This is a genomic window from Rothia sp. P4278, from assembly GCF_048512945.1.
Classification (GTDB): Bacteria; Actinomycetota; Actinomycetes; order Actinomycetales; family Micrococcaceae; genus Rothia.
On record NZ_JBLXXU010000002.1, the window covers coordinates 488054 to 509190 of the forward strand.

17 protein-coding genes are annotated in these 21137 nt (G+C 57.3%); 6 read left to right on the top strand and 11 right to left on the bottom strand.

Features of this window, described 5'->3' with window-relative positions; genetic code table 11:
• Positions 1-80: 80 nt before the first annotated feature.
• The 3 genes from tilS to ppa all read right to left on the bottom strand — a co-directional run bounded on the left by tilS (position 81) and on the right by ppa (position 3067).
• Positions 81-1271 carry a tRNA lysidine(34) synthetase TilS gene (tilS, locus tag ACN085_RS06305; RefSeq protein WP_419110944.1) on the bottom strand — a complete coding sequence of 397 codons (1191 nt, stop codon included), beginning with the start codon at positions 1269-1271 and terminating at the stop codon, positions 81-83.
• Positions 1255-2400 carry a zinc-dependent metalloprotease gene (locus tag ACN085_RS06310; protein WP_419110945.1) on the bottom strand — a complete coding sequence of 382 codons (1146 nt, stop codon included), beginning with the start codon at positions 2398-2400 and terminating at the stop codon, positions 1255-1257. The genes tilS and ACN085_RS06310 overlap by 17 nt, the downstream gene beginning before the upstream one ends.
• Positions 2401-2542: 142 nt before the next feature.
• A complete protein-coding gene (gene ppa / locus ACN085_RS06315; RefSeq protein ID WP_419104158.1) occupies positions 2543-3067 on the bottom strand; it encodes an inorganic diphosphatase in 525 nt (174 codons plus the stop codon).
• Between the two features lie 208 nt (positions 3068-3275).
• Between ppa and dacB the strand changes: the two genes are divergently transcribed.
• Complete coding sequence (dacB, locus tag ACN085_RS06320) at positions 3276-4676, top strand: D-alanyl-D-alanine carboxypeptidase/D-alanyl-D-alanine-endopeptidase (RefSeq protein ID WP_419110946.1); 1401 nt, start codon at positions 3276-3278, stop codon at positions 4674-4676.
• A 57-nt stretch (positions 4677-4733) separates the two neighbouring features.
• Here the strand turns inward: dacB and ACN085_RS06325 are convergent, their stop codons facing one another.
• A complete protein-coding gene (locus ACN085_RS06325; RefSeq protein ID WP_419104156.1) occupies positions 4734-5855 on the bottom strand; it encodes a CAP domain-containing protein in 1122 nt (373 codons plus the stop codon).
• A 622-nt stretch (positions 5856-6477) separates the two neighbouring features.
• Between ACN085_RS06325 and ACN085_RS06330 the strand changes: the two genes are divergently transcribed.
• The 3 genes from ACN085_RS06330 to ACN085_RS06340 are packed head-to-tail and all read left to right on the top strand — an operon-like array spanning position 6478 to position 11705.
• The gene (locus ACN085_RS06330; protein WP_419110947.1) at positions 6478-10287 is read left to right on the top strand and encodes an AAA domain-containing protein; all 3810 of its coding nucleotides are present in this window, start codon (positions 6478-6480) and stop codon (positions 10285-10287) included.
• Between the two features lies 1 nt (position 10288).
• Positions 10289-11026: a hypothetical protein gene (locus ACN085_RS06335; protein WP_419110948.1), complete on the top strand. Its 738-nt coding sequence runs from the start codon at positions 10289-10291 to the stop codon at positions 11024-11026.
• A 37-nt stretch (positions 11027-11063) separates the two neighbouring features.
• Complete coding sequence (locus tag ACN085_RS06340; RefSeq protein WP_419110949.1) at positions 11064-11705, top strand: recombinase RecJ; 642 nt, start codon at positions 11064-11066, stop codon at positions 11703-11705.
• Positions 11706-11711: 6 nt separating this feature from the next.
• Here ACN085_RS06340 and ACN085_RS06345 read toward each other — a convergent pair whose 3' ends face one another.
• Both ACN085_RS06345 and ACN085_RS06350 read right to left on the bottom strand, forming a co-directional pair.
• Positions 11712-12905 (bottom strand): glycosyltransferase 87 family protein, encoded by a 1194-nt coding sequence (locus ACN085_RS06345; RefSeq protein WP_419110950.1) that lies wholly within the window; start codon positions 12903-12905, stop codon positions 11712-11714.
• A gap of 42 nt (positions 12906-12947) precedes the next feature.
• The gene (locus tag ACN085_RS06350) at positions 12948-13787 is read right to left on the bottom strand and encodes an HAD family hydrolase (protein ID WP_419110951.1); all 840 of its coding nucleotides are present in this window, start codon (positions 13785-13787) and stop codon (positions 12948-12950) included.
• Between the two features lie 244 nt (positions 13788-14031).
• Here ACN085_RS06350 and ACN085_RS06355 point away from each other — a divergent pair, with 244 nt between their 5' ends.
• Positions 14032-14730, top strand: coding sequence for a metal-dependent transcriptional regulator (locus ACN085_RS06355; protein WP_419110952.1), 699 nt, complete (start codon positions 14032-14034; stop codon positions 14728-14730).
• Here ACN085_RS06355 and ACN085_RS06360 read toward each other — a convergent pair.
• The 4 genes from ACN085_RS06360 to serS all read right to left on the bottom strand — a co-directional run bounded on the left by ACN085_RS06360 (position 14727) and on the right by serS (position 18810).
• A complete protein-coding gene (locus tag ACN085_RS06360; protein WP_419099439.1) occupies positions 14727-15587 on the bottom strand; it encodes a metal ABC transporter permease in 861 nt (286 codons plus the stop codon). The genes ACN085_RS06355 and ACN085_RS06360 overlap by 4 nt on opposite strands.
• Positions 15583-16332 (bottom strand): metal ABC transporter ATP-binding protein, encoded by a 750-nt coding sequence (locus ACN085_RS06365; RefSeq protein ID WP_419098999.1) that lies wholly within the window; start codon positions 16330-16332, stop codon positions 15583-15585. Before ACN085_RS06365 ends, ACN085_RS06360 begins: the two co-directional genes overlap by 5 nt.
• 8 nt (positions 16333-16340) lie before the next feature.
• A complete protein-coding gene (locus tag ACN085_RS06370) occupies positions 16341-17297 on the bottom strand; it encodes a metal ABC transporter substrate-binding protein (RefSeq protein ID WP_419110953.1) in 957 nt (318 codons plus the stop codon).
• Between the two features lie 211 nt (positions 17298-17508).
• Entirely contained in the window at positions 17509-18810 is a 1302-nt protein-coding gene (serS, locus tag ACN085_RS06375; protein WP_419104150.1) for a serine--tRNA ligase, read from the bottom strand.
• A 145-nt stretch (positions 18811-18955) separates the two neighbouring features.
• On the opposite strand from serS, the gene ACN085_RS06380 reads away from it, so the two are divergent.
• Entirely contained in the window at positions 18956-20116 is a 1161-nt protein-coding gene (locus tag ACN085_RS06380; RefSeq protein ID WP_419104149.1) for a diacylglycerol/lipid kinase family protein, read from the top strand.
• Here the strand turns inward: ACN085_RS06380 and pheA are convergent.
• On the bottom strand, positions 20113-21066 hold the full coding sequence (pheA, locus tag ACN085_RS06385; protein ID WP_419110954.1) for a prephenate dehydratase: 954 nt from the start codon (positions 21064-21066) through the stop codon (positions 20113-20115). The genes ACN085_RS06380 and pheA overlap by 4 nt on opposite strands.
• Positions 21067-21137: the final 71 nt, after the last annotated feature.

Genomic DNA, 21137 nt, shown 5'->3' on the forward strand with positions numbered 1-21137 from the left:
TGATCTTTCTGCTGGGGTAAAAGAGGAAAGTACCCTACCGTGGGGATTGGGTAAGGCATACGTTCACTCTTAAGTATGGTTTATGGGGCGGTGTTGAGTAAAACGATGAGGCCGGTTTTCTTGAGGTTTATTTCTTGTCGTCCCCGCTTGAGGGTAAGGCCGGGGCGGCGGCGATAAGCCTTAACGTGGCCAGGGAGCTGGAGTGGCCCTGCCACAGAATGTTCCCGGGTGAAGGTTTCTAGGGCGGCCAAGCGCTCAAAACTAACGGACTGGCCCCCAGCCTGCGCCAGAGCCAGGGCTAGGACGCGGGTACGCAGGGCTGGGTGCAGATCGGCCAGACTAGCCCGGTCAAGGAAGACACACCGGTGGGAGCCGTCTAGGGGCGCAGCCAGTGCCGGTGCTAGCCGCTGGTCAAGTTCTTGGGGGGTAGGCGCTAGTTCCTCTGCTCTCACCAGTACGCTATCCAGGGCCTGGCGGGCGGCCCGGTCCAGGTAGTTGCTATCTGCACCGGTGATTGCGGCGGTTCGCGCCAGGGAAAGGGCAACACCACCGCCCAGGTGCTCTTCAAGGTAGGGCAGAATACTGTGCCGTACCTTAGCCCGCATCAAACTCTGGTCTGTGTTGGTGGGGTCATTCCAGGGTTCTAGCCCCTCAGCCCGGCAAATCTGATCGATATCTGCCCGGCGCAGGGCCAGCAGGGGGCGCAGGTAGCCGGTGCCTCCGTCCTGCCGCCAGACAGGCATACCCGCCAGGGAACGGGTTCCGGAGCCCCGGGCTAGACCCAGCAAAACAGTTTCAGCCTGATCGTCGAGAGTATGCCCCAGGGCTATGGCCCCAGCGCCGGTTTCAGCGGCAGCCTCTTTAAAGGCGCCGTAGCGGGCTAGGCGGGCGGCCATCTCGGGGCCTTCCTTACTCTCTGCTACCTGAACGGTACGCACCAGTACCGGGTTCAAGCCCATACCTGTTAGTGTCTGGGCGGTGTCTGCGGCGACCTCCGCTGAGCCGGCTTGAAGCTGGTGATCTACCACGATAGCCCCCACCCGGATATCGCCCCGCCGGTTGAAATGCGCCAGCAGGCTAGCCAGAGCCAAGGAGTCGGGGCCACCACTCACAGCGGCAAGGATAAGGGGGGCGTTTTCAGTGCCGGTAGACGGTGCACTACCGGTGGGTGCAACTGTGCCTACACCAAAAATACTGTCGAGGACGCGGGCCACTTCGCGGCGGGCGGCCCCCACCACCGGGTTCAGGCGGCTCTTACGCATCTTGGCCATCAGCCTTAGTCTCCTGCCCAAGGACCCGCTCAACCCAGAGCATAGGCTCATGAATTTCTTTGACCGTGGGCAGGTTCTCGGGGCCCTCCCAGATACGGTTGAAGCTGTCCATACCCACCCGGTCAACAAGAGCCTGCACAAACTTCTGCCCGTTCTTGTACTGGGCCAGCTTGGCATCCATACCCAGAAGTTTGCTCATAAAACGCGGGAAGAAACCCTGGTTCTTGCTCCGCTGTTCAAAGCGGCGGCGAATTGTCTTGACGCTGGGGACGATGCTGGCATCGACCGAGTCCATCACCACATTGGCATGGCCTTCCATCAGGCTCATCACACCGGTTACTGCCTCCATGAGCTCACGCCCCCGGTCGCTCAGAAGCAGGGTGGCCCCGGCGGGGCGGGGTTCCTTGCCTTCCCCAGGGGCCTGGTGTTCTTTCATGCTACGCACCGTGCCGGTGGCGGCGGAGGCAATCCGCTCGGGCAGGTTATCGGTCGCTTGGCCCAGCTCATGCCCCAGCTGGTGAATGAGGTTGAGCAGATAGTCGCGGAGCCAGGGGGCGGCAGCAAACTGAACCCGGTGGGTCTGCTCGTGCAGAGCAACCCAGAGCCTAAAATCTGCCGGGTCAAGGTTCAGCTCTTTTTCCAGCATCATCAGGTTGGGCGCTACGATCATCAGGCGGCCGCCGCTTGGCCCGTGCCCGGCAAGAGCGGCAAAGGGGTCGTACTGGCCCAGCACACGGGTCGAAAGAAAAGCCAAGACGCCACCTAGCTCGGCTGCTCCACCGGTCTCAGTGAAGGCCTGTTCAAGGCTCGATAGGCGGGACAGTCGCTCTCCCAGTACCTCCTGGGCAATCGGGCCCAGCATCACGTCAAAGGATTGGGTATTAGCTTTAACCCAGGTGGGGCGGTCAAGGACCAGAACCTCAGAATCGTGCAGGTTGGCGGCCGCCTCAAGGCCGGTAATGGCGTACACATGGTCTACAGCTGCTACCGCCGCGTACCGCATTTCTTCGACGGCCTTACGCTTGGCCTGGGCCTGGGCGCGGGGGCCAGCCGGGGCCAGGAAACCAGCGACCTTGTGGGCCAGAGAGAGGTTGACGGGGAGCTTAGCGGGGCTAGATGATGCCTTCATGAGAACCCACTTTACCGGGTTGATTTCACCGCATAAACATCAAGCCCATTGTGGCCAGTCCTCTGGGCTCACAATGGGCTTGAATATCTAGGTCTTTAACCTTGGCTCTTCTAGGGTTTCCCCTGTAAGAGACAGAGAGGCCTTAGTGGCCTTCCTGCTTGAAGCGCTCCTGGGCTTCTGCAACCAGCTTCTCGGCAAAGGCACGGTCTTCCCAGCCCTCACCCTTAACCCACTTGCCGGGTTCCAGGTCCTTGTAGCGCTCAAAGAAGTGCTTGATTTCGTCCTTGAGCTGGTCGGCAACATCGCCGACTTCCTGAATATGGTCATAGCGCTTGTCAGCGGGTACACACAGAACCTTATCGTCGCCACCGGCCTCGTCGGTCATACGGAAGACACCGATGGGGCGTGCTTCAACCAGTACGCCGGGAACAAGGTCAACATCGAGAATGACCATGGCATCCAGCGGGTCGCCGTCTTCACCGAGGGTGTTCTCAAAATAGCCGTAGGCGGTGGGGTACTGCATGGAGGTGAACAGTACGCGGTCCAGACGCAGACGGCCGGTTTCGTGGTCAATTTCGTACTTGACGCGGGAACCACGGTTAATTTCAATAGTGACATCGAGTTCCAAGGGGAACCTCCTGGTTGAGTGGTGTACAAAGGTCCGCATAAGAGCGGCCGGTCCAGCTTATTAGTCTATCCGAGAACAGGCATGCTCAGTGTTTTTCCCCTGATAGGCGCGCTGGTGTCACCCGTATTACGCGGGAACGGTTTGTCATAGCAGGCCGGGCAAGCCAGCCGGTAGCTTACGCCCGCTACATATAACCTATATAGAGGACACGCATCTGCGCTAAGGGACCGATACATACGGAGGTTATATGACTGCTTCTCGCCAACGCCCGCTTCTGGCTTGGGCACTGACCGGTATGCTGATTGCCGGTTGTAGTGCAGCGGGCATGTGGGCGCTCCCCCGCTGGCAGGAGGCTGACCGTCTTCAGCAGCAGGCCCTAGCCCCCACCCTTGAGAGCACCCAACCCGCTCTTGAAGCGGTATCGGCTGGCACCCCCGTAGATACTGCGACTCTAAAGGCCGATATTGACCAGGTTCTGGGTTCGTTAGGCCAAGGAACAGTCTCAGCCCAGGTAGTTGATGCCGAAAGTGGGCAGGTACTCTACAGCCGCGATGCCCAGGCATCTCGTATCCCCGCATCGAATATGAAGCTCCTGGTGGACTATGCCGTCCTGGCAACCGCGCCCCAAGCTCGCCTCAAAACCTCTGTTGAGCTCAACGACCCCGCTACCCTAACACTAGTCTCCGGCGGTGACAGTCTCCTGGTTCCCGGCGAATCAACCCCAACCGCTGTTGTCGGTCACGCCGGCATTGAGACTCTCGCCCAGCGCACTATCGATGCCCTCAAGGCTCAAGGAACCACCAAGCAGAGCTTGGCTGTCAACCTTGATATAGGGGTCTTTGCTGGGGACTCCTTTAACAGTGAGTGGGCCCAAGAGGATATTGAGTCAGGTTTTATCAGTGCCGTGACACCCCTGGCTTTTTACTCCCACTACTCCCCCACAGCAGACGGCTCAGCCGCCAGCACCAACCGCCCCAAGAATGCCCCCGCAGAGGTCCACCAGAGCTTCATAGCAGCCCTGAACCGGCTGGGCCAGGCAGAAGGGCTGAGCTTTACGGCCGGGATCACCACCGAGGAACACCTTCAAGGAACAGAATTGGCAGCGGTGGAATCAGCTACCCTAGCTGAGCAGTCAGCGCATATGATGCTGGAATCGGATAACAGCCTGGCTGAAAACCTGGGCCGTAATCTCTCGGTGGTCACAGGCGGTGACGGCTCTACCCGAGGTGCCATTGATGCCGTCAGAACTATTCTGGCTGAAGCTGGTTTACCCACCTCATACACCCAAAAAGATATCAGCGGCCTCTCCATGAATAACCGGGTCAGCAGCGACCTGCTCACCCAGCTAGCCCTGCGGGCGGTCACAGGTAGCGCTTCCGAACGCCTTGCCCTTGAAGGGCTCCCCGTTGCAGGCTATAGCGGAACGCTAGGCCTGGCTACCCGGTTCAACGATGCCGATGAGGTCGCCGGCCGCGGCCTGGTGAGAGCAAAGACGGGCACACTCAACAGTGTGCTCTCACTCACCGGTTACACCGTCACCGGCTCAGGGCGGGTGCTGGTCTTCTCCGTCATCATGAACGATCTTGACGATACAAGAGCCGCTAAGAGCACGGTAGACCGATTTGCCGCTACACTCACCGACCGCTAGACAAAAACCCGCACCTACTTGTGTAGGTGCGGGTTTTATTCCTTGGCCGTTCCGGTCTTAGCTCACCCAGGTTCCGCTGCGCCAGGTCCAGTTGATGGTAGTACCGCTTTCAAAGGTGACGCGAACTACCCCATCGGCCCAGCGAGTCTCGTCGGTAACAGGGAAACCTAAAACGCTAGGGCCGCCCATGGCATACCAACGACGAGAGATTGCCCCCCGACCAGCAATTGCACGTGCTCCTGTACGCGGGGTCCAGTAGACAGAAGTCACGTAACCTCCGCGCGCAAAATCTTGACGCATACTGCCCATGTAGCTGTACTCAGAGTTCATGGGGTAGCCCCAGTTAAATTCGTACCGGTTGCGGGCAAACTTATTACCAATCGCACCGGGCCAGTAGACGTGCTGGGCTCCGTACTGGGGGGACCAGTAGATGGTTTGGTGCTTGGAGAAGTTCTGGATGAGGCCCCCACCTACTGAACCGAACTGCTCACCTAGCGGTTGCCCAAAAGCGCCTTCCCCACCGTGCTGGTAGTAGTACTGCCCAATGACACCCTTAACCAAGCTACTGTCTTCAGTCGGTTCGGGTACTGGCCCTACCGGTTCAGCGGCGGTGATGGTAGAAACGTAGTCGTTGGGGCCGCGGCCTGATTCGTAGCGGTAGATACCCACATTGCCCAGTACACGCCAAGGCAGTGAGCTGCCGTAGCCGTAGCAGAAGCCAATACCGATGACGTTTGCGTAGGGGGATAGGATGGCAGCGCGGTGAGGGGGAGAGCTCTTCCAGAAGTTCAGGAGCTGGTTGAGGTCGTCATTGTAGGAGAGGGCAATAACCTCACGAACGAAGCTATAGCCCTGAACCTTAGCATTGTAAATAAATTCGGTACCGTGGGAGAAGTAACCCGCTTTGAACTGGCGGATTGCCTCGCCTTCCATAACTCCTGCAACGGTCGCCGAGTGCTTAACCGGAGCTAGCCCATACTGGGCACGGTAGGCGTTAATAAGGTCGAGTAGGGTCTGCTGATCGGCAGCAAGCCGGTCGTGAGATACTCTACGGATATCTGATGCAGCGGCTGAGGCGGAAGTCATGGCAGAGCCGGCAGCCAGGCCGGAGAGAGTAAGGATTGCAGCCTGTCGACGAGTGGGCCGAACTGCGCGTGCAGTTTTAAGAAGACTCTTCATGCTGGCTCCTTTTTCTTGTGCAATGAGTGAGCAGATAAATTTTCTGAACACAACTTTATAGAATCGTGACCTGATTTTTACTCTTTTCACATGATTTTTTGAGTCTAGAACCATAATCATTCAGAGCTCCCCAATCGCAGAAGAAGACTCCTAGAGAGTATTTTGCCTTTTCAGGGCCTAATAATCTGCAGTTATACAGATATTCCTGACAGACGGTAATTAACCAAAAAATTAAAGCTACTTCCGCGTGGCGACCATACAAAACCGCACCTCCCAAGCAGGCCAATAAGCCCTTGACATGCGAGAACATCGAAGCTCCACACAATCAATATTTCCCCCTTCAACAACTGCTTAACAAAATAAAGGCACCCCCAATTCAACCCACAGAGCACCCGAAAGCATTGATTCGCAGCACAGGACATAGCTATTCAAGGGATTACATGTTTATCCCGTTTGATAAAAGGAGTTATTGCCTCTAAGTTTATGTTCGATACCAATTAGTAAATTATTAGAACAAGTATTCCATATTTATCGAATTGGTTCGAACCTTTTGATGACGCCCAGACGCTTAAACTGTCAGCCACCCTTGCTAGCCTTGGGTACAGGAAACCCAAGGAGCAAGATGTTCTTTATTGACTCAGAAACTACCTATGCAGAGCAAGAGGCGCGGCTTGAACCTGTCGGGCAAGACCTCATCTACTCAGCCACAGATATAGTTCTATCTGCCCAATGCCGGTTTGCTACTCTCTACACTCTCGATCAGGCACTTGGCCGGCTTCCCCGCATAGAGATAAGCGAAAATATACAGCGATCCCGCGCCGCAGCCCTTGGCCAAGCCCATGAAGAAAGAGTGCTGGCAGACTTCCTTAACCAGTATGGCCCCTGGAACGAGCTGACAGGGAGCGGTGTCTACCAGGTTGAGCCACCTACCAGCTACAGCAGGCAAGATCTGCAGGCCAAGCGAGATGAGACCCTCATGGCCCTGCATGCAGGTGCAGATGTGGTCTTCCAGGCTTCTTTCTTTGATGGGGAGTTCCACGGGCGAGCAGACTTTCTGGTTAAACAAGAAAACGGTACCTATCGTGTAGTTGATAGCAAACTGGCTCGTACTGCCCGTGTGCCCGCCCTCCTTCAGCTAGCTGCCTATGCAGACCAGCTCCACAGTGAGGGTATAAGCCTTGACCCTCAGGTTTCCTTGATTCTGGGCAACGGTGTTGAATCTCTGCACGAGCTGGCAACTATAACCCCTGTCTTTGAGGAGAAGCGAGAGCGCTTTCAGTCCCTCACCGCCGCCCATCGACTAGAGGGCCAGGCTCCGGTGAGCTGGCAGACTCAAGGGTTGGTGCCAGCTCTGAGCCGGTGCGGGCGGTGCGATATTTGCTTAGAAATGGTGCGTCTTCACCGAGATATGCTCCTGACCGCCGGTATGAACCCCCGCACTCGGCAAGCCATCTATGAAAGGTGCGGTATCACCACCATCGATGAGCTGGCGACTTTAGCCGGTAATAAGCAGCTCCCCGGCTTTGTGCGCCGCTATGCGGAGCAGGCGGCTCTTCAAACGGGGGTAGCCCAACCCGATGGTCGAGCCACTTTCCGCCGCAATGGTGTCGAAGATGAGGTCACCTACAAGCTTCTCCCTCGCCAGGCTCTGCGGCTGCTTCCCCGTGCCAGCGCAGGAGATCTCTTTATATCCCTCCGTAGCGATCCATTCTGGCACGACGAGCAGGCTACAAACCCGGTACTGATGTGGGGGCTCACCTATTCTTTTGCGGCAGTTCACCTGCCAGAAGATCCCGGTGAGCAACCCAGCTTTAGCCATTTCTGGGCGCAGAGCAGGTCAGCGGAAAACCGTCTGCTGACCGATGCCCTCAGTATGATTCACCACCAGCGTCAGCTCCACCCCGGGCTGAGGGTCTACTATTTTGGCGCTTCTACCTTGGCTGCCCTCCAAGAGCTCGTGTCCCTGCACGGTTCCGGGGAGGCTTACCTGACCGACCTCCAACGGGAGAACGTGCTGGTGGACCTGTCCGAGGTCATGCGGCGGGCTATGCGGGTCAGCACCGGGACATCCGACCTGGCAGCGCTGGAACCGCTCTACCTGAGCGGACTAGAAGAGAAACTCGACATACCCGCTACCGTCTATGCCGACTACTGTCAGGCGCAGACCGATGGTCAGGCTGAGCGGGTATCAGCGATGGAGGCCGCTCTGTCTCGTGATTCCTACCGCACCGGCCTCTCTCTACTCCAGTTGCGGGCCTGGCTCCTTGGACTGGCGGGCCGCTCCGCTGATCAGGAGATAGCCCAACCTGCTCCCCTGGTTGATGTTAATGACCTCCTGGTGCAGGCTGGGCGAGCTGAAGATGAAAGCGCAGAAGAGCGCGAACTCCGCAGGTTTGTACAGGCTGTTGATTCTGGGGGCCAGGTAGAAGGCACCCAGTTAGAGGGCACCAGGCAAGCTATCGCGATGGTGGCCGCCGCGACCGGCTACCACCGCCGCGAACGCCGCCAGTTTTGGTGGGATCACTTTAACCGGCTCACGGCCCCGCTGGAGGATTGGGAAGATACCCGAGACATTCTTCTGCTGGGCAGGCTGTCTGTCGTGAGTGACTGGCATAAGCCCGAAGGTGCCAGGTCGGTTTCGCGTGTGCTCAGCGGGGTGGCAAGGTTGGCTCCGGGGTCTTCGGTCAAGGTGGGCAACAGTAACCTGTTTGCTATGTACGCGCGTCCCTTTCCCCCTTTCCTGGAGGTGGAGGCTCGTCAGCAGGCTCTGACCTATGCGGCTCTGCATGAGGGGGTTCTGCCGGTTGAGCCAGAACGGGCGGGAGCATTTAATACCGAGATTGTGGAGCTTGCGGAAATTCCCGAGGAACAGGTCGGTCAGCCGCACCTGGTAAAGCTGACGGTACGGGAAACCCTACGGAGTTTTGGGGAGGAAGCTGCCAGTCCTTATGCTCAGCTTCCCTTGGCGATTACTCCTGGCCAGCCTATTCCTACACGTGCTCAGGAGCAGTCGCTAGCTGAGCTTGCCTTGCGGACTGCACGGTCTTTGCCCGAGCTACCGCAGTCAGCGGGTACCGACCTGCTCCTGCGGACCCCACCCCGCCTGACCGGCGGTGGTGAGCTACCTCAGGCCAGTGAGTTCGTGGAGAGCCACGGCTCTCTGGCGGGGGCGCAGGCTATCTACCGGGCAGTGAGCCGGCTTAAGCGGTCCTATCTGGCGGTGCAGGGACCGCCCGGTTCGGGTAAGACCTTTGTGGGGTCACATGTGATCGGCAGGCTGGTGGACTCCGGCTGGAAGGTGGGCATTGTGGCCCAGTCCCACGCGGTGGTAGAGAACATGCTCCTGGGCTGTATCAAGAATGGTCAGGTTGACCCCGATGCGGTAGCCAAGGGTGCGGGTAAGAGCCAGACCCCCGACTTTCCCTGGCGGGAGGTCAGTAATGCGGACGTCACTCGGTTTATGGACGAACCCGGAGGCCGAATTTTTGGCGGCACAGCCTGGGACTTTGCCTCCGACCGCAAGTTCCGTGGGGAAAGTCTTGACCTGCTGGTCATTGATGAAGCCGGCCAGTACTCACTGGCCAATACCCTGGCGGTGGTCCGGTCCGCTAAGAACCTTTTGCTCCTGGGGGACCCTGCCCAGCTCCCCCAGGTGACCCAGGGTGCCCACCCCTACCCCGTGGACGAGTCAGCCCTGGGCTGGCTCTCTGCAGGCCGGTCCGTGTTACCTGCTGAGTTCGGTTATTTCTTGGATATGAGCTGGCGCATGCACCCGGCTCTCTGCGCCCCGGTATCTGAACTTTCCTACGAGGGTAAGCTGATTTCTGCACCCGTGGGGGAACAGCGTCACCTGGACGGTTGGGCACCTGGAGTCTACCTGCGCACTGTGGAACACAGCGGAAACTCCACTTTCTCGCCCGAGGAAACAGCCGAAGTTATTTCTCTGGCGCGAAGTTTTATGGGGCAGATGTGGACCCCTAACCGTCAGAAACCAGAGCAGTCAAGCCCCTTAGAACCCGAGGACATCATTGTTGTTGCAGCCTACAACGCACAGGTAGATATGATTCGTTCTGCTCTGGTTGAGTCAGGATTAACTGACGCAGAAGGCAAGGGTGTCCGTGTGGGTACAGTCGATAAGTTCCAAGGCCAGGAGGCACCTGTGGTGATTATGTCGATGGCAGCATCCAGTGCCGGGGATAGCCCCCGCGGAACAGACTTCCTGCTCTCGCCCAATAGGTTGAATGTCGCTCTGTCCCGTGGCATGTGGGCGGCTGTGGTGGTCTGCTCCGACCGTTTTACCGACTTCTTACCTGCCAGCCCAGAATCCCTGGCCCAGCTCGGCGCTTTCATTCGACTTGAACAGGCTGCCCAATCCCTGCCTGCGCTTCCGCCGCCTGCTTCTACCACCGATTTCTCATCCACCGGGAGTTAACGTGAACCTCAAACCCACCAGCCGTAAACGCGGCCCCTACATCTTCCACTTCGAGGGTCAGACCGTGGCCCTGGGGGAAGCCCGCTACCTGCACCGCATTAACGAGCGCCTCATCGAGCAAGGCTACAGGACCAGGCCCACCTATTGGGACCAGGCCTACCTGGCTGATCTCTCTATGACCAATCCCGAAAACTTTAGCGTCGCCGCCGAACAGTTCGATCTTCCCAGCCAGGCTGACCAGCTCAACAGCGTGGGCGTGGATTGCGCCAGTAGTGAGTTCTGGTCTGCCATGTACGCTAGGGCTTTCAATACCGCGAGCTGGGGTGCAGACTGCGATGACACCCTCTATATGCCCCAGCTACCAGATTGGCTAGAACGCTCTAGAGCTTGGTCTATTGACCCGCTTGCCCCCTACGAGGGGGGCGGTGAGCCAGACCCTGCCGGTGGTTGGGTGAGGGTGCGGGAAACCCCTGGCGGTAATCAGCCGCTCGGGCTTTTCCAGCTGACCAGTAATACCTCCTTCTGGGTCTTTGGCTCTGCCCCTGACCTTAAACAGATAGTCCGTCTGTGCCGAGAACTGGCGCGGGAGCGAACCGGTTTTGATCGGATGGTCGCCTATATGGGCTATGATCTGACCTGTAGCAGCATTTGCCTGCCGATAGAGTGCCGGCGGCCGCTAGAAGAAGAACTCTTTCTTGCCGGAGTAGATGCTGAAACCCTTTTTTGGGACAACAACTAACCCCCTATAGGGCTGTCAGTAGGGCATACTTAGAATTGTGTTTGTACTGACCTTTATTGCACGTTCGAAACATGCTGACTTGGCCGCCTTGGAGTCCCGCCTTGATCAGTTGCACCCGGCAGTAGCGTTTACTCAGACCTACCCGGATGAGCTACAGGGCGCATTTGCCACCAGCGAGGATTCTCTAGCCGCTGCCCTCTTGGGGGCGCGTCAGGCGAGTTTTTGGGTGGGTATTGGTATCGGTGAGCTAGCCCAGCCCCGGTTTGCCGCCGCCCTGGGGGCGGTAAGTACCCCGGAGTGTTCGGGGCCCGCTTTGAGCCTGTCGCGGTCAGCCGTTGAGCAGGCACAGACCGGTGCACCACCGCGCGGTATTTGTCTGCACGCCGCCGGTGATTCCGCCGTCCGCGCCGACCGGGTAACCGGCCTCCTGCGTCTGCTCTACCGGGTGGCAGCGGCCCGCACCGAAGCAGAGTGGCGTGTTCTTGACCTGATTGTGCCCGGGGTACGTGGCCAGCAGAAGGCAGTAGCGGCAGCGCTCGGTATCAGTTCCCAGGCGGTCAGTAAGACCCTGGTCAGGGCCTACTGGCATGAGGAGTTGGCCTCCCGCGCACTGCTTGCCGAGCTCATAGATGAACTCAACCGTGCCCCGCAGGGAACCCACCAGCGGCCCCGACGCTAGAACGACCTAGCTTGTCAGGTCAACCGACTTTTTCTTCTGGACAGTTTCACCCACAAGGAGAGCCAGCGCGGAAAGAGCACAGATCACCATTGATGCTCTCATCAGCTCTACCAGAACCGGTGGCCACCCTGCTACTGAGGCCAAGTCTCCGAGATCTGTGAGGTGGCTGAGGCATACTAAGACCCAGACAAGAGCGCATACTCTGCCTGCCCCTCTGTGGCGAGCTAGAACAGCTATCTCCATGAAAGCCCACGTCCAGTGGTGGAGCCACGAAACAGGTGAGAGTAGGCAGGTGGCAACACCGATTAGAGCGGTGGCTGCCAGGAAATCGTCAGTCTTGATGAAGCGATCTGCCAACCAAAAGGTTGCGATTAGGACTCCCACCAGAAGGGGCGCAAGCAGGAACAGAGAGTGGGTCTCGAAGAGCCGCTCGCTGATCCCCTGCAGTGAGCTATTGCCAGAGGTCGCAAAATTCTCGCCTAAATCAACAACTGTTTCTAGCTCTAACAGCCGCGAACTGAAGTAGTTGAAGGTGGTAGCGGGAAGAAAAACAGCGCTCACCACAAGGGTTACAAGGCCGGTAGCCGATGCGACCAGGGCAGGTTTCCAGCGGGCGGTCAGCACAAAAAAGAGAATAAAGAGGGCTGGTGTGAGCTTGATTCCGGCAGCTATGCCCAGAAGCACCCCGCGCGGTAGGTAGCGCGACGGAGGGCGAGTCATGTCAGCTAAGCAGAGAGCGACCAAGATGAGGTTGATCTGCCCGAAGATGAGGTGCTGGGCAACAACATTGGAGAACAAAGAACCTGTGAAAAGAACGGTAAACCATAGCAGGTAAGACTTAATCGCCAGGTTGGGTCGGACATACCTCAGTGAGCTTGCCAGGATAAAGCCGAGGGCTAGTGCGTTGAGGAAGGTCCACACACCTAAGCCCAGAGGCTCAGGAAGCCAGCTTAGCGGGGTCAGTAGGATAGCGGCAAAAGGGGTGTAAACAAAGGGGAGACCCTGGGGTACATACTCACCGACGATGTTCTCCGCATAGATGTTGGCACCCTCGAACAGGTAGGACCCAACACCCCGGTAAACACCGTAGTCAACCGGCCCATAGACCAGTGTAGAAGACAGCAGAGCGATTCGCGCTCCGGCAACAGCGAGAGCCAACAGACAGATAGCGATTAACCCGTATCTGCTTCTAAGCGTCATGGTTTCACCGTATGCTCCGGGTAAAGCACTGCATTTTCTCTCTTAGAGTAGCTCCCGGATGATAGGCACCACGCCATCGTCATAGACCGATAAAGTCACATCTGTAGCGAGCTCCGCGACCTCGGGCAGGGCCTGACCCATAGCCACACCACGGGCAGCCCATTGAATCATTTCGCGGTCGTTGAGGCCGTCGCCAATAGCGATGGTGTGCTCTGGCTTGACGCCCAATCCTTGCCTGATCTCTTCGAGGGCTGTTGCCTTAGAGACATCTTCTGGAGAGATATCTAGCCAGGCGCTCCAACCTACAGCGTAATTGACCCCGCTGAGGCCCAGGTTGCTAATGACTTCCTTAAAATCGGCAGGAGTGTCCTCAGGTGAACAAACAACTACGCGCACCGCTGAGTCCATAGCGGCCATCTGGGTACGGCTTACTTTAGTGGTCTTAACCCCAAAGGACCAGTCTTCAAAATTATCAGTAGCATAAACGGTGCCGTCGGGGGCCTCCAAAGCCAAAGATGCCTGAGGCAGACGCTCCTTGATGGTTGTAATGGCTGAGGAAGGATCAAAACTGACCTTGTTAACGACCCGATAGCCCCCCTCTGCCCCTGGATCTATGCTCACAGTAACAGCCCCATTGGAGCATACGGTATAACCCCTATCAAGGCCTATGAGCTGAGCAATAGGCAGGGTAGCGCCTAGGGAGCGGCCGGTGGAGATCACTACATGGTGCCCGGCCGCAGCTACCTGTCTGGTCGCTTCTTTGACGGCTTCACTCATCTTCCCATCGTGGTTAACCAAGGTCCCATCCACGTCAAGGGCCACCAGGTAGTGGACCCCCGGCTCTTTCCGCCAGTCAGACTGCCGCAAGGGCAGGGTTTTCATATCTTTAATGCTGTCTATCACTCTATCTCCGTCTCTCAGGTCAGGTTCTTGCACCGGGTGCATCGCCTTGCCACAGGGTAGGCCCCCTATCAGCTGGCCCCAGCCACTAGCTATGCCAGCAAGGTTCATGGCCTCTTTAGCCGCCCACCCCTGACCAGACTATACAGAAAATCTCTCCTGTGAAAATAGAAGCAAGGCAGAGCCTAAAGGTTTATGGGGGGCCAGAGGCCTTAAACTAGAGAACATGTCTTTAGCTGACCTTTCTGAGAGCACCCAAAACTACCTAAAAATTATCTGGAGCATTACCGAACATTCTTCAGAACCGGCTAGTACCTCCGTAATAGCCTCCCGAGCCGGAGTACGGCAATCGTCTGTCTCGGATGCCATCAAACGCCTGCGCCAAGCCGGGCTGGTCCAGCACCAACCCTACGGCGCTATTGAGCTCACCGAAGAAGGCCATCGCTACGCTCTCTCTATGATTCGCAGGCACCGCCTCATAGAAACTTTTCTGGTAGAGACTCTGGGCTACAGCTGGGATCAGGTTCACGATGAGGCAGAAGTACTGGAACACGCAGTCTCAGATACCCTCATCGAACGCCTGGATCAATTTTTAGGGCACCCCAGCCGAGACCCTCACGGGGACCCCATCCCCTCCGCTTCAGGGGAGATGACCCACCCACCGATGGCTCCGCTGAGCCACTACGCAGGTTCCCAGGAGTATAGGCAAGAACTGCCCTTAACCCTTAAGGTTGAGAGAGTCTCCGACGCTAACGCTCAGACTCTCAGGGCCTGCACCCATCAAGGAGTCATTCCCGGTACTCTTCTGACCTTATGTGAGACAAACACGGGAGGCCAGCTAACCGTTCATAACGGTCAGGGCCTCCCGCTCAGACTCAGCCCAGCAGAGACAGAGGCGATCTTCGTGTCTCTGCCAGCAAGCTAGGCTACAGTTGCCATTTTGCGAGCCCGCCAGTGAGCCAGAATTCCGTGCCTAGGGGCAAACAGGTAGGTGATCCCAAAAATCGTTCCTAGAGCTAGGACTACGGTACCTCCTACGGAAACATCAAATAGGTAGCCGCAGAAGAAACCCAGTAGAGCCCCGCTTACCGATACCGCGATAGAGATAATGAACATGGAATTGAATTTATCGGTCAGTAAGCGGGCAGTAGACCCTGGAATGACCAGTAGAGCCACCACCAAAACAACTCCCACGATCTGAAGAGCCAGTACCGAAGTCACTGCCAGGGCCACCAACAAAATAGCTGAAAGGGCACGCGGGTTGAGCCCGATAGCGTGAGTGTAACCAGGGTCAAAGGCGTAGAGAATCAAATCCTTACGCTTAATCATAAGAATCGAGATCACCAGAGCAGCAAGCACTACTACCTGCACTAGATCTAGCCATGACACTCCCAGCACATTGCCAAAGAGCACTGAGTGCAGATCAACCTGAGAAGGGAAGGCAGATAGTAGGACCAGCCCGAGGGCAAACATGGTGGTAAAGACGATGCCTATAGCAGCATCTTTACGAACCCGCCCCCCAGATGAGACGGATCCGATTAAAGCCACAGCAGTAAGAGCTGCCAGAACCGCACCAATGGCATAGGGGATACCCAAAATGTAGGATATCGCTACACCCGGTAGAACCGCATGCGAAATACCATCACCCATGAGTGAAAGCCCCATCAGCACTAGCCAGCAGGACAGCAAGGCACAGACCGTGGCGGCTACCACCGTTACGAGTAGCCCCCGTTGCATAAAACCATAGCTCAGAGGCTCGATAATGAGTTCGTACATGCTAATTTGCTCCTGCCTGATTAAGGGGGTCTACTCCAAAAGCCCGAATAAGGTTCGATGGTTCTAGCACCTCTTGGGGGCTACCTCGTGAGATAACCCTATTGCGCAACAAGACAGCGCTATCCGCTAAATCCGCTAAATTAGCTAGGTCATGGGTGGAAATAAGAATACTGGCACCCGAATCGCGGAGTTCTTTGAAGAGACTAATCAGCATAGCTTCACTCTTTTTATCGACACCGGCAAAAGGCTCATCCAGGAGCAGGATCCGGGCCCCTTGGGCTAAGCCTCGAGCAACAAAAGCTCGTTTTTTCTGCCCGCCGGAAAGGTTGCCAATCTGGCGGTGGGAAAGCTGCTCAAGCCCTACTCTCTCCAAAGCCTGATCAACAGCCTGGACATCCTCTTTTTTGAGCCGCCGGGTCAGCCCCAAGCGCCCATAGCGACCCTGGCTGACGATATCCCGAACCGATAGCGGGAAGCTAAAATCAATGTCCTCGCTCTGGGGTACGTAACTGACCAAGCCCTGACGGCGGGCCTGGCGGGGGCTCAGCCCAGCAATACGGACTGACCCTGATGCAGGTACCAGACCCATAATGGACTTAAAGAGCGTGGACTTACCCGATCCGTTCATGCCTACCAGCCCACAAATATGCCCAGCCGCCAGGCTCAAGGAAGCATCACTCAGGGCAGCTACCTGCCCGTAGTGCACGGTGACATTGGAGATTTCTAACATATCCTGTGTGTTCTCTACCATGACCAGCCCTAGTCCTTTGAGCCCAGGGCATCAGCGATGAGCTGGGTATCATAACGGATCAAGTCCAGGTAGGTCGGCACCGGCCCACCTTCCTCAGAAAGAGAGTCAACATAGAGTGTTCCGCCGAATTTAGCATGGCTTTCAGCAGCGACCTGCTCCATGGAACGCGCGGAGACAGTTGATTCGCAGAAAACAGCGGGCACATTATTAGTAGCGACCTCCTCAACTATCTGGGCAATACGCTGAGCACCAGTCTGCCCGTCAGAGTTAACTGCCCAGAGGTAGGCTTCTGTTAAACCGGCATCGGCCGCCAGGTAGGAGAAAGCACCTTCACAGGTAACCAGCATGCGCTGATTGCTGGGGAGCTGGGACAGGGAATCCACCAGTTCCTGGTGAACCTCCTCCAGTTGCCCCTTGTAAGCCTTAGCGTTGTTTTCAAAGTCATCGGCGTGTTCAGGGGCGACCTCACTCAGGGCCTTGACGATGTTATCCACATAAACCTGAGCAGCTACCGGGCTCATCCAGGCATGAGGGTTAGGGTAGCCAGCGCCGGCATCCTCGGTGATGCTGATTGGCTCGATACCTTCAGTCAAGATAGCGGCCGGTGCCTTGGAATCTTGCAGGAATTTATCCAACCAGGACTCTAGGTGAAGACCGTTAGCAATGATCAGATCGGCTTCTGAAGCTTTACGCACATCTGAAGGGGTTGGGTCATAACCGTGAATTTCAGCGCCAGCCTTAGTGAGCGATTCCACCTGAACGTACTCACCCCCGATGTTCTGGGCAATATCCGCAATAACAGTGAAGGTTGCTAGGACGTAGGGCTTTTCCGAGTTGGCCTCCCCTGGTTTTGCGGAGCAGGCTGATAGGCAGATCAGGAGGAGAGCTGCGGCCATAGCGAACAGGCTCCTGCCCCAGCTTCTGCTACTGCTCTTGGCCTTATCTGCGTGAATTGTGGAAGTCATCAGTATCTTTCTTGTCTTGAGGGCGGATCGGGTCGGTTTCCGCTGCTGAACTGCTTTGTTCATAGCTTGTACCGGCCTTATCTTTCACCGCTAACAGCATAAGTTCGTCTAGACGAAGTTTTCAACGGTGACACGCCCGCACCCCGGACATCACACAACAGGGCGCCCCCTCCACAGGAGGGGGCGCCCTAAAAACATTTCACGCAAAAACCTACTTGACAGGTATTAACTCAAGACCGCCCATATAGGGGCGTAGGGCCTCGGGGATGCGCACAGAGCCATCAGCCTGCTGGTGGGTTTCTAGGATGGCGACCAGCCAGCGGGTAGTAGCCAAGGTACCGTTGAGGGTAGCCACAGGACGGGTCCCACCCTTCTTGACCTTGCCCTGGGCATCCACGGTATCGGGCATACGCTCACGCACGTTCAGGCGGCGGGCCTGATAGGTGGTGCAGTTAGAGGTAGAAGTCAGTTCCCGGAAAGCACCCTGGGTGGGAACCCAGGCTTCACAGTCAAACTTACGGGCAGCAGACGAACCCAGATCCCCTGCGGCGGTATCAATCACCCGGTAGGACAGCTCGCACTTGGCTAGCATTTCCTCTTCCCAGGCCAGCATCTGCGCGTGCATATCCTCAGCCTGCTCAAGGGGGCAGTAGACAAACATTTCTGCCTTGTTGAACTGATGCACTCGGATAATGCCCCGGGTGTCCTTACCCGCTGAACCGGCCTCACGGCGGTAGCAAGACGACCAGCCCAGGTACTTCTTGGGCCCCTTAGAGAAATCTATAATCTCATCAGCATGGAAGCCCGCAATAGCGACCTCGGAGGTACCCACCAGGTAGAGATCATCGCGTTCAAGACGGTAAATCTCATCGTCGTGCTCAACATTGAAGCCGGTGCCGTTCATGGTTTCGGGGCGCACCAGGGTGGGGGTGGTCAGCATGGTAAACCCGGCAGCGGTTGCCTGGTCCAGAGCCATCCACAGCAGGGCCTGCTCAAGGCGGGCAACGTGACCCTTCAAGAAGTAGAAGCGGGCTCCAGATACCTTGGCACCGCGAACCATATCGATGCCATCCACCAGCTCGCCGATTTCAAGATGGTCGCGGGGCTCAAAACCGTCGGCGCTAAAGTCGCGCGGCTCCCCCACCTGCTTGATGACCACGTAATCGTCCTCGCCACCGGCAGGGATACCATCAATAATCAGGTTCCCCATGCTCGAAAGCAGCGCGTCCTGGTGGGCCTGAGCGGCCTCCGAAGCCGCCTTAGCCTGGGAGACCTTCTGCGAAAGCTCCTTAACTTCTGCGAGCAGGGCCTGCTTTTCTTCCTTGGCAGCCTTACCAATCTTCTTAGAGAAGACGTTCTGCTCAGCTCGCAGGTTTTCGAACTCTACGATGGCCTGGCGGCGGGCGGTATCCGCTTCAAGGATCTGGTCGATGAGGGTTTCGTCGGCACCTCGGGCACGCTGAGAAGCGCGGAAGGCATCGGGATTTTCACGCAGGAGGTTAATGTCAATCATGCCTCTAAATCTACCGTAGTTACCCTTCCTTTTGCTGGCGGGGGTCACCTGATAGAACCGATATCCGCCAAGCTGTGCCCCTCTTGTAAGCCAGGGGTGGCAGAGGCGACACCTGACCTGCCATATTTTCAGTATGCTTAGTTCTATGCTATCCCGTTCCGCAACACTAACAGCCCTTGCCATTTCCTCGGCCCTGACCGCCAGCGGTCTCGCTCTTGCTGTTCGACATATCCAGCACAAAAGGCCCGATGTGCTACCGGTCTACCGACCCCTGCACCGTATGATTGAGCCGGGGCCACCCCAGCAGGTCGCAGTTATCTATAACCCCGTCAAGGAGCGTTCTGACTCGGTCAAGAAACTTATTACCGCAGCCCTCGAGCAGGCAGACTGGCCTGGTGCCCGCTTCTACGAGACTCAGGAAGAAGACCCCGGCCACGGCATGGCCAAACAAGCCTTAGAAGAGGGTGCCGAGCTTGTTCTAGCGGTTGGTGGTGACGGTACGGTACGCGCGGTGGCTACCGCCCTTGCAGGAACAGGCGTTCCTCTGGGTGTAGTTCCTCTGGGCACCGGCAACCTGCTAGCCCGCAACCTCAAGTTAGACATCACAGACCTGCGGGCCTGCATTAACCTTGCCTTGCATGGGGAAAACTTGGCCGTAGACATGATTCGTATGAGCTTTGGCAACACGGATCAGCTTGACCCGGTTGACTTCATTATCATGGGTGGAGCGGGGTTCGATGCCCAAATCATGACGGATACCAGTGAAGACCTCAAAGCTAAAATTGGTTGGCTCGCCTATGTAGAAGCCAGCATCAGACACATGTTCACCCGCCGTCGCCCGGCCATCATTACCGTTGACGGAGCGGAACCCATCCGCCGCAAAATACGTTCAGTCCTTATTGCCAATACCGGTAAAATTCAGGGCGGACTTAATCTTGCCTCCTCAGCTGAAGTCTCAGACGGCCAGCTGGAAGTCATAGTGCTCACACCCCGAACGCTCCTGAGCTGGATTCGCATGGCCGGGCAGTTCATCGTGCACCCCCGCCAAGCCATCTTCCCCGTAGTGGAACACTTTGTGGGCACCGAGGCCCAGGTAGACTTCCCGCAGGCGCCCCTACCCGTTGAGGTGGACGGGGACGTGCTGGGGGAAACCACCAGCCTCAATGCCAAAGTGCTCCCCGCAGCCGTGAACATCAAGGTCTACCCCGAGGACCTGCAGATCCGCTCACTCACCGACTTGCTCGATGCCCGCCAAGAACTAGCCGCCCAGCAAAAACGCTGGTGGCGGCAGGTTCTGGGCCTCTAAATATGGTGTTTGAGGGAGTCCGGGCGGCCCCCGGGGAAGAGGGATTCTACCCAACTACGAGCCGCGTCGAAAGAGCTTTCATCGTGCACAGGGTCAACCCTGGCAACCCGCTGATCCGCACGGGGGTAAGAGCCCAAAAATAGCACGCCCGGTGCTACCCGGTGCAGGCCGCGCAGGGCATCGCGTACCCGCGCATCGTAGAGGTGCCCGTCAATATCAATAGAGAAGAAATAGGCGCCCAAGAACTCGCCCGTGGGCCGCGACTCAATCCGCGAAAGGTTAATCCCCCGGGTAGAGAACTGCTCCAGCAGGTCCAGCAGGGCACCGGGCCGATCCTGCGGGAGCGGTATCACCAGGGTTGTCTTATCTGCCCCGGTAGGTTCCGGAGTCACAGCGTCACGGGCCACCAGGACGAAGCGGGTCACAGCCCTTTTGTTATCCCCAATATTGTGGGCCAGCACCTTCAACTCCGGGTGAGCCTCAGCAAGGGCTGGCGAACAAATTGCCGCATCGTAGCCGCAGTTCTGCTGGAGTAGCCCCAGGGCCGCACCCGCTGTTGATGAACCCGGCAGGTAGCCCGCTTCCGGCTTATTCTGGGCAACCCAGTTGCGCACCTGAGCCCAGGCATGAGTGTGCGTTGAGATGGTCTGAACGTCAGCCAGGGTTGTGCCGGGGTCAGCCACCAGCACAAAAGTAATAGGGACCAGCACCTCCCGGACGATGCGGAAAGACCCATCCAGGGCGGCGATAGCATCCAGGGTGGCAGTCACCCCGCCCTCTACCGAATTCTCGATGGGCACCATAGCCGCATCCGCCCGCCCCGAACGTAAGGCATCTAGCGCCGCCGGCACAGAAGACACAGGGATACGCTCAGCCTCCCGGGCACCCGGAACGGTCAACAAAGCAGCTTCAGTAAAGGTACCTACCGGACCCAAAAAGGTATAACGCATGAACCCTAGTCTAGTGGGCAAGGGCTAGGGCCTCCGTTTTTACTGAGGAGTCACCTGGGAAACAGCCAATA

Bases quoted from the DNA above. Each gene is read 5' to 3' on its own strand.
- tilS (WP_419110944.1), bottom strand. From the start codon at position 1,271: ATGGCCAAGATGCGTAAGAGCCGCCTGAACCCGGTGGTGGGGGCCGCC.
- ACN085_RS06310 (WP_419110945.1), bottom strand. From the start codon at position 2,400: ATGAAGGCATCATCTAGCCCCGCTAAGCTCCCCGTCAACCTCTCTCTG.
- ppa (WP_419104158.1), bottom strand. From the start codon at position 3,067: ATGCGGACCTTTGTACACCACTCAACCAGGAGGTTCCCCTTGGAACTC.
- dacB (WP_419110946.1), top strand. From the start codon at position 3,276: ATGACTGCTTCTCGCCAACGCCCGCTTCTGGCTTGGGCACTGACCGGT.
- ACN085_RS06325 (WP_419104156.1), bottom strand. From the start codon at position 5,855: ATGAAGAGTCTTCTTAAAACTGCACGCGCAGTTCGGCCCACTCGTCGA.
- ACN085_RS06330 (WP_419110947.1), top strand. From the start codon at position 6,478: ATGTTCTTTATTGACTCAGAAACTACCTATGCAGAGCAAGAGGCGCGG.
- ACN085_RS06345 (WP_419110950.1), bottom strand. From the start codon at position 12,905: ATGACGCTTAGAAGCAGATACGGGTTAATCGCTATCTGTCTGTTGGCT.
- ACN085_RS06350 (WP_419110951.1), bottom strand. From the start codon at position 13,787: ATGAAAACCCTGCCCTTGCGGCAGTCTGACTGGCGGAAAGAGCCGGGG.
- ACN085_RS06355 (WP_419110952.1), top strand. From the start codon at position 14,032: ATGTCTTTAGCTGACCTTTCTGAGAGCACCCAAAACTACCTAAAAATT.
- ACN085_RS06365 (WP_419098999.1), bottom strand. From the start codon at position 16,332: ATGGTAGAGAACACACAGGATATGTTAGAAATCTCCAATGTCACCGTG.
- ACN085_RS06370 (WP_419110953.1), bottom strand. From the start codon at position 17,297: ATGACTTCCACAATTCACGCAGATAAGGCCAAGAGCAGTAGCAGAAGC.
- serS (WP_419104150.1), bottom strand. From the start codon at position 18,810: ATGATTGACATTAACCTCCTGCGTGAAAATCCCGATGCCTTCCGCGCT.
- ACN085_RS06380 (WP_419104149.1), top strand. From the start codon at position 18,956: ATGCTATCCCGTTCCGCAACACTAACAGCCCTTGCCATTTCCTCGGCC.
- pheA (WP_419110954.1), bottom strand. From the start codon at position 21,066: ATGCGTTATACCTTTTTGGGTCCGGTAGGTACCTTTACTGAAGCTGCT.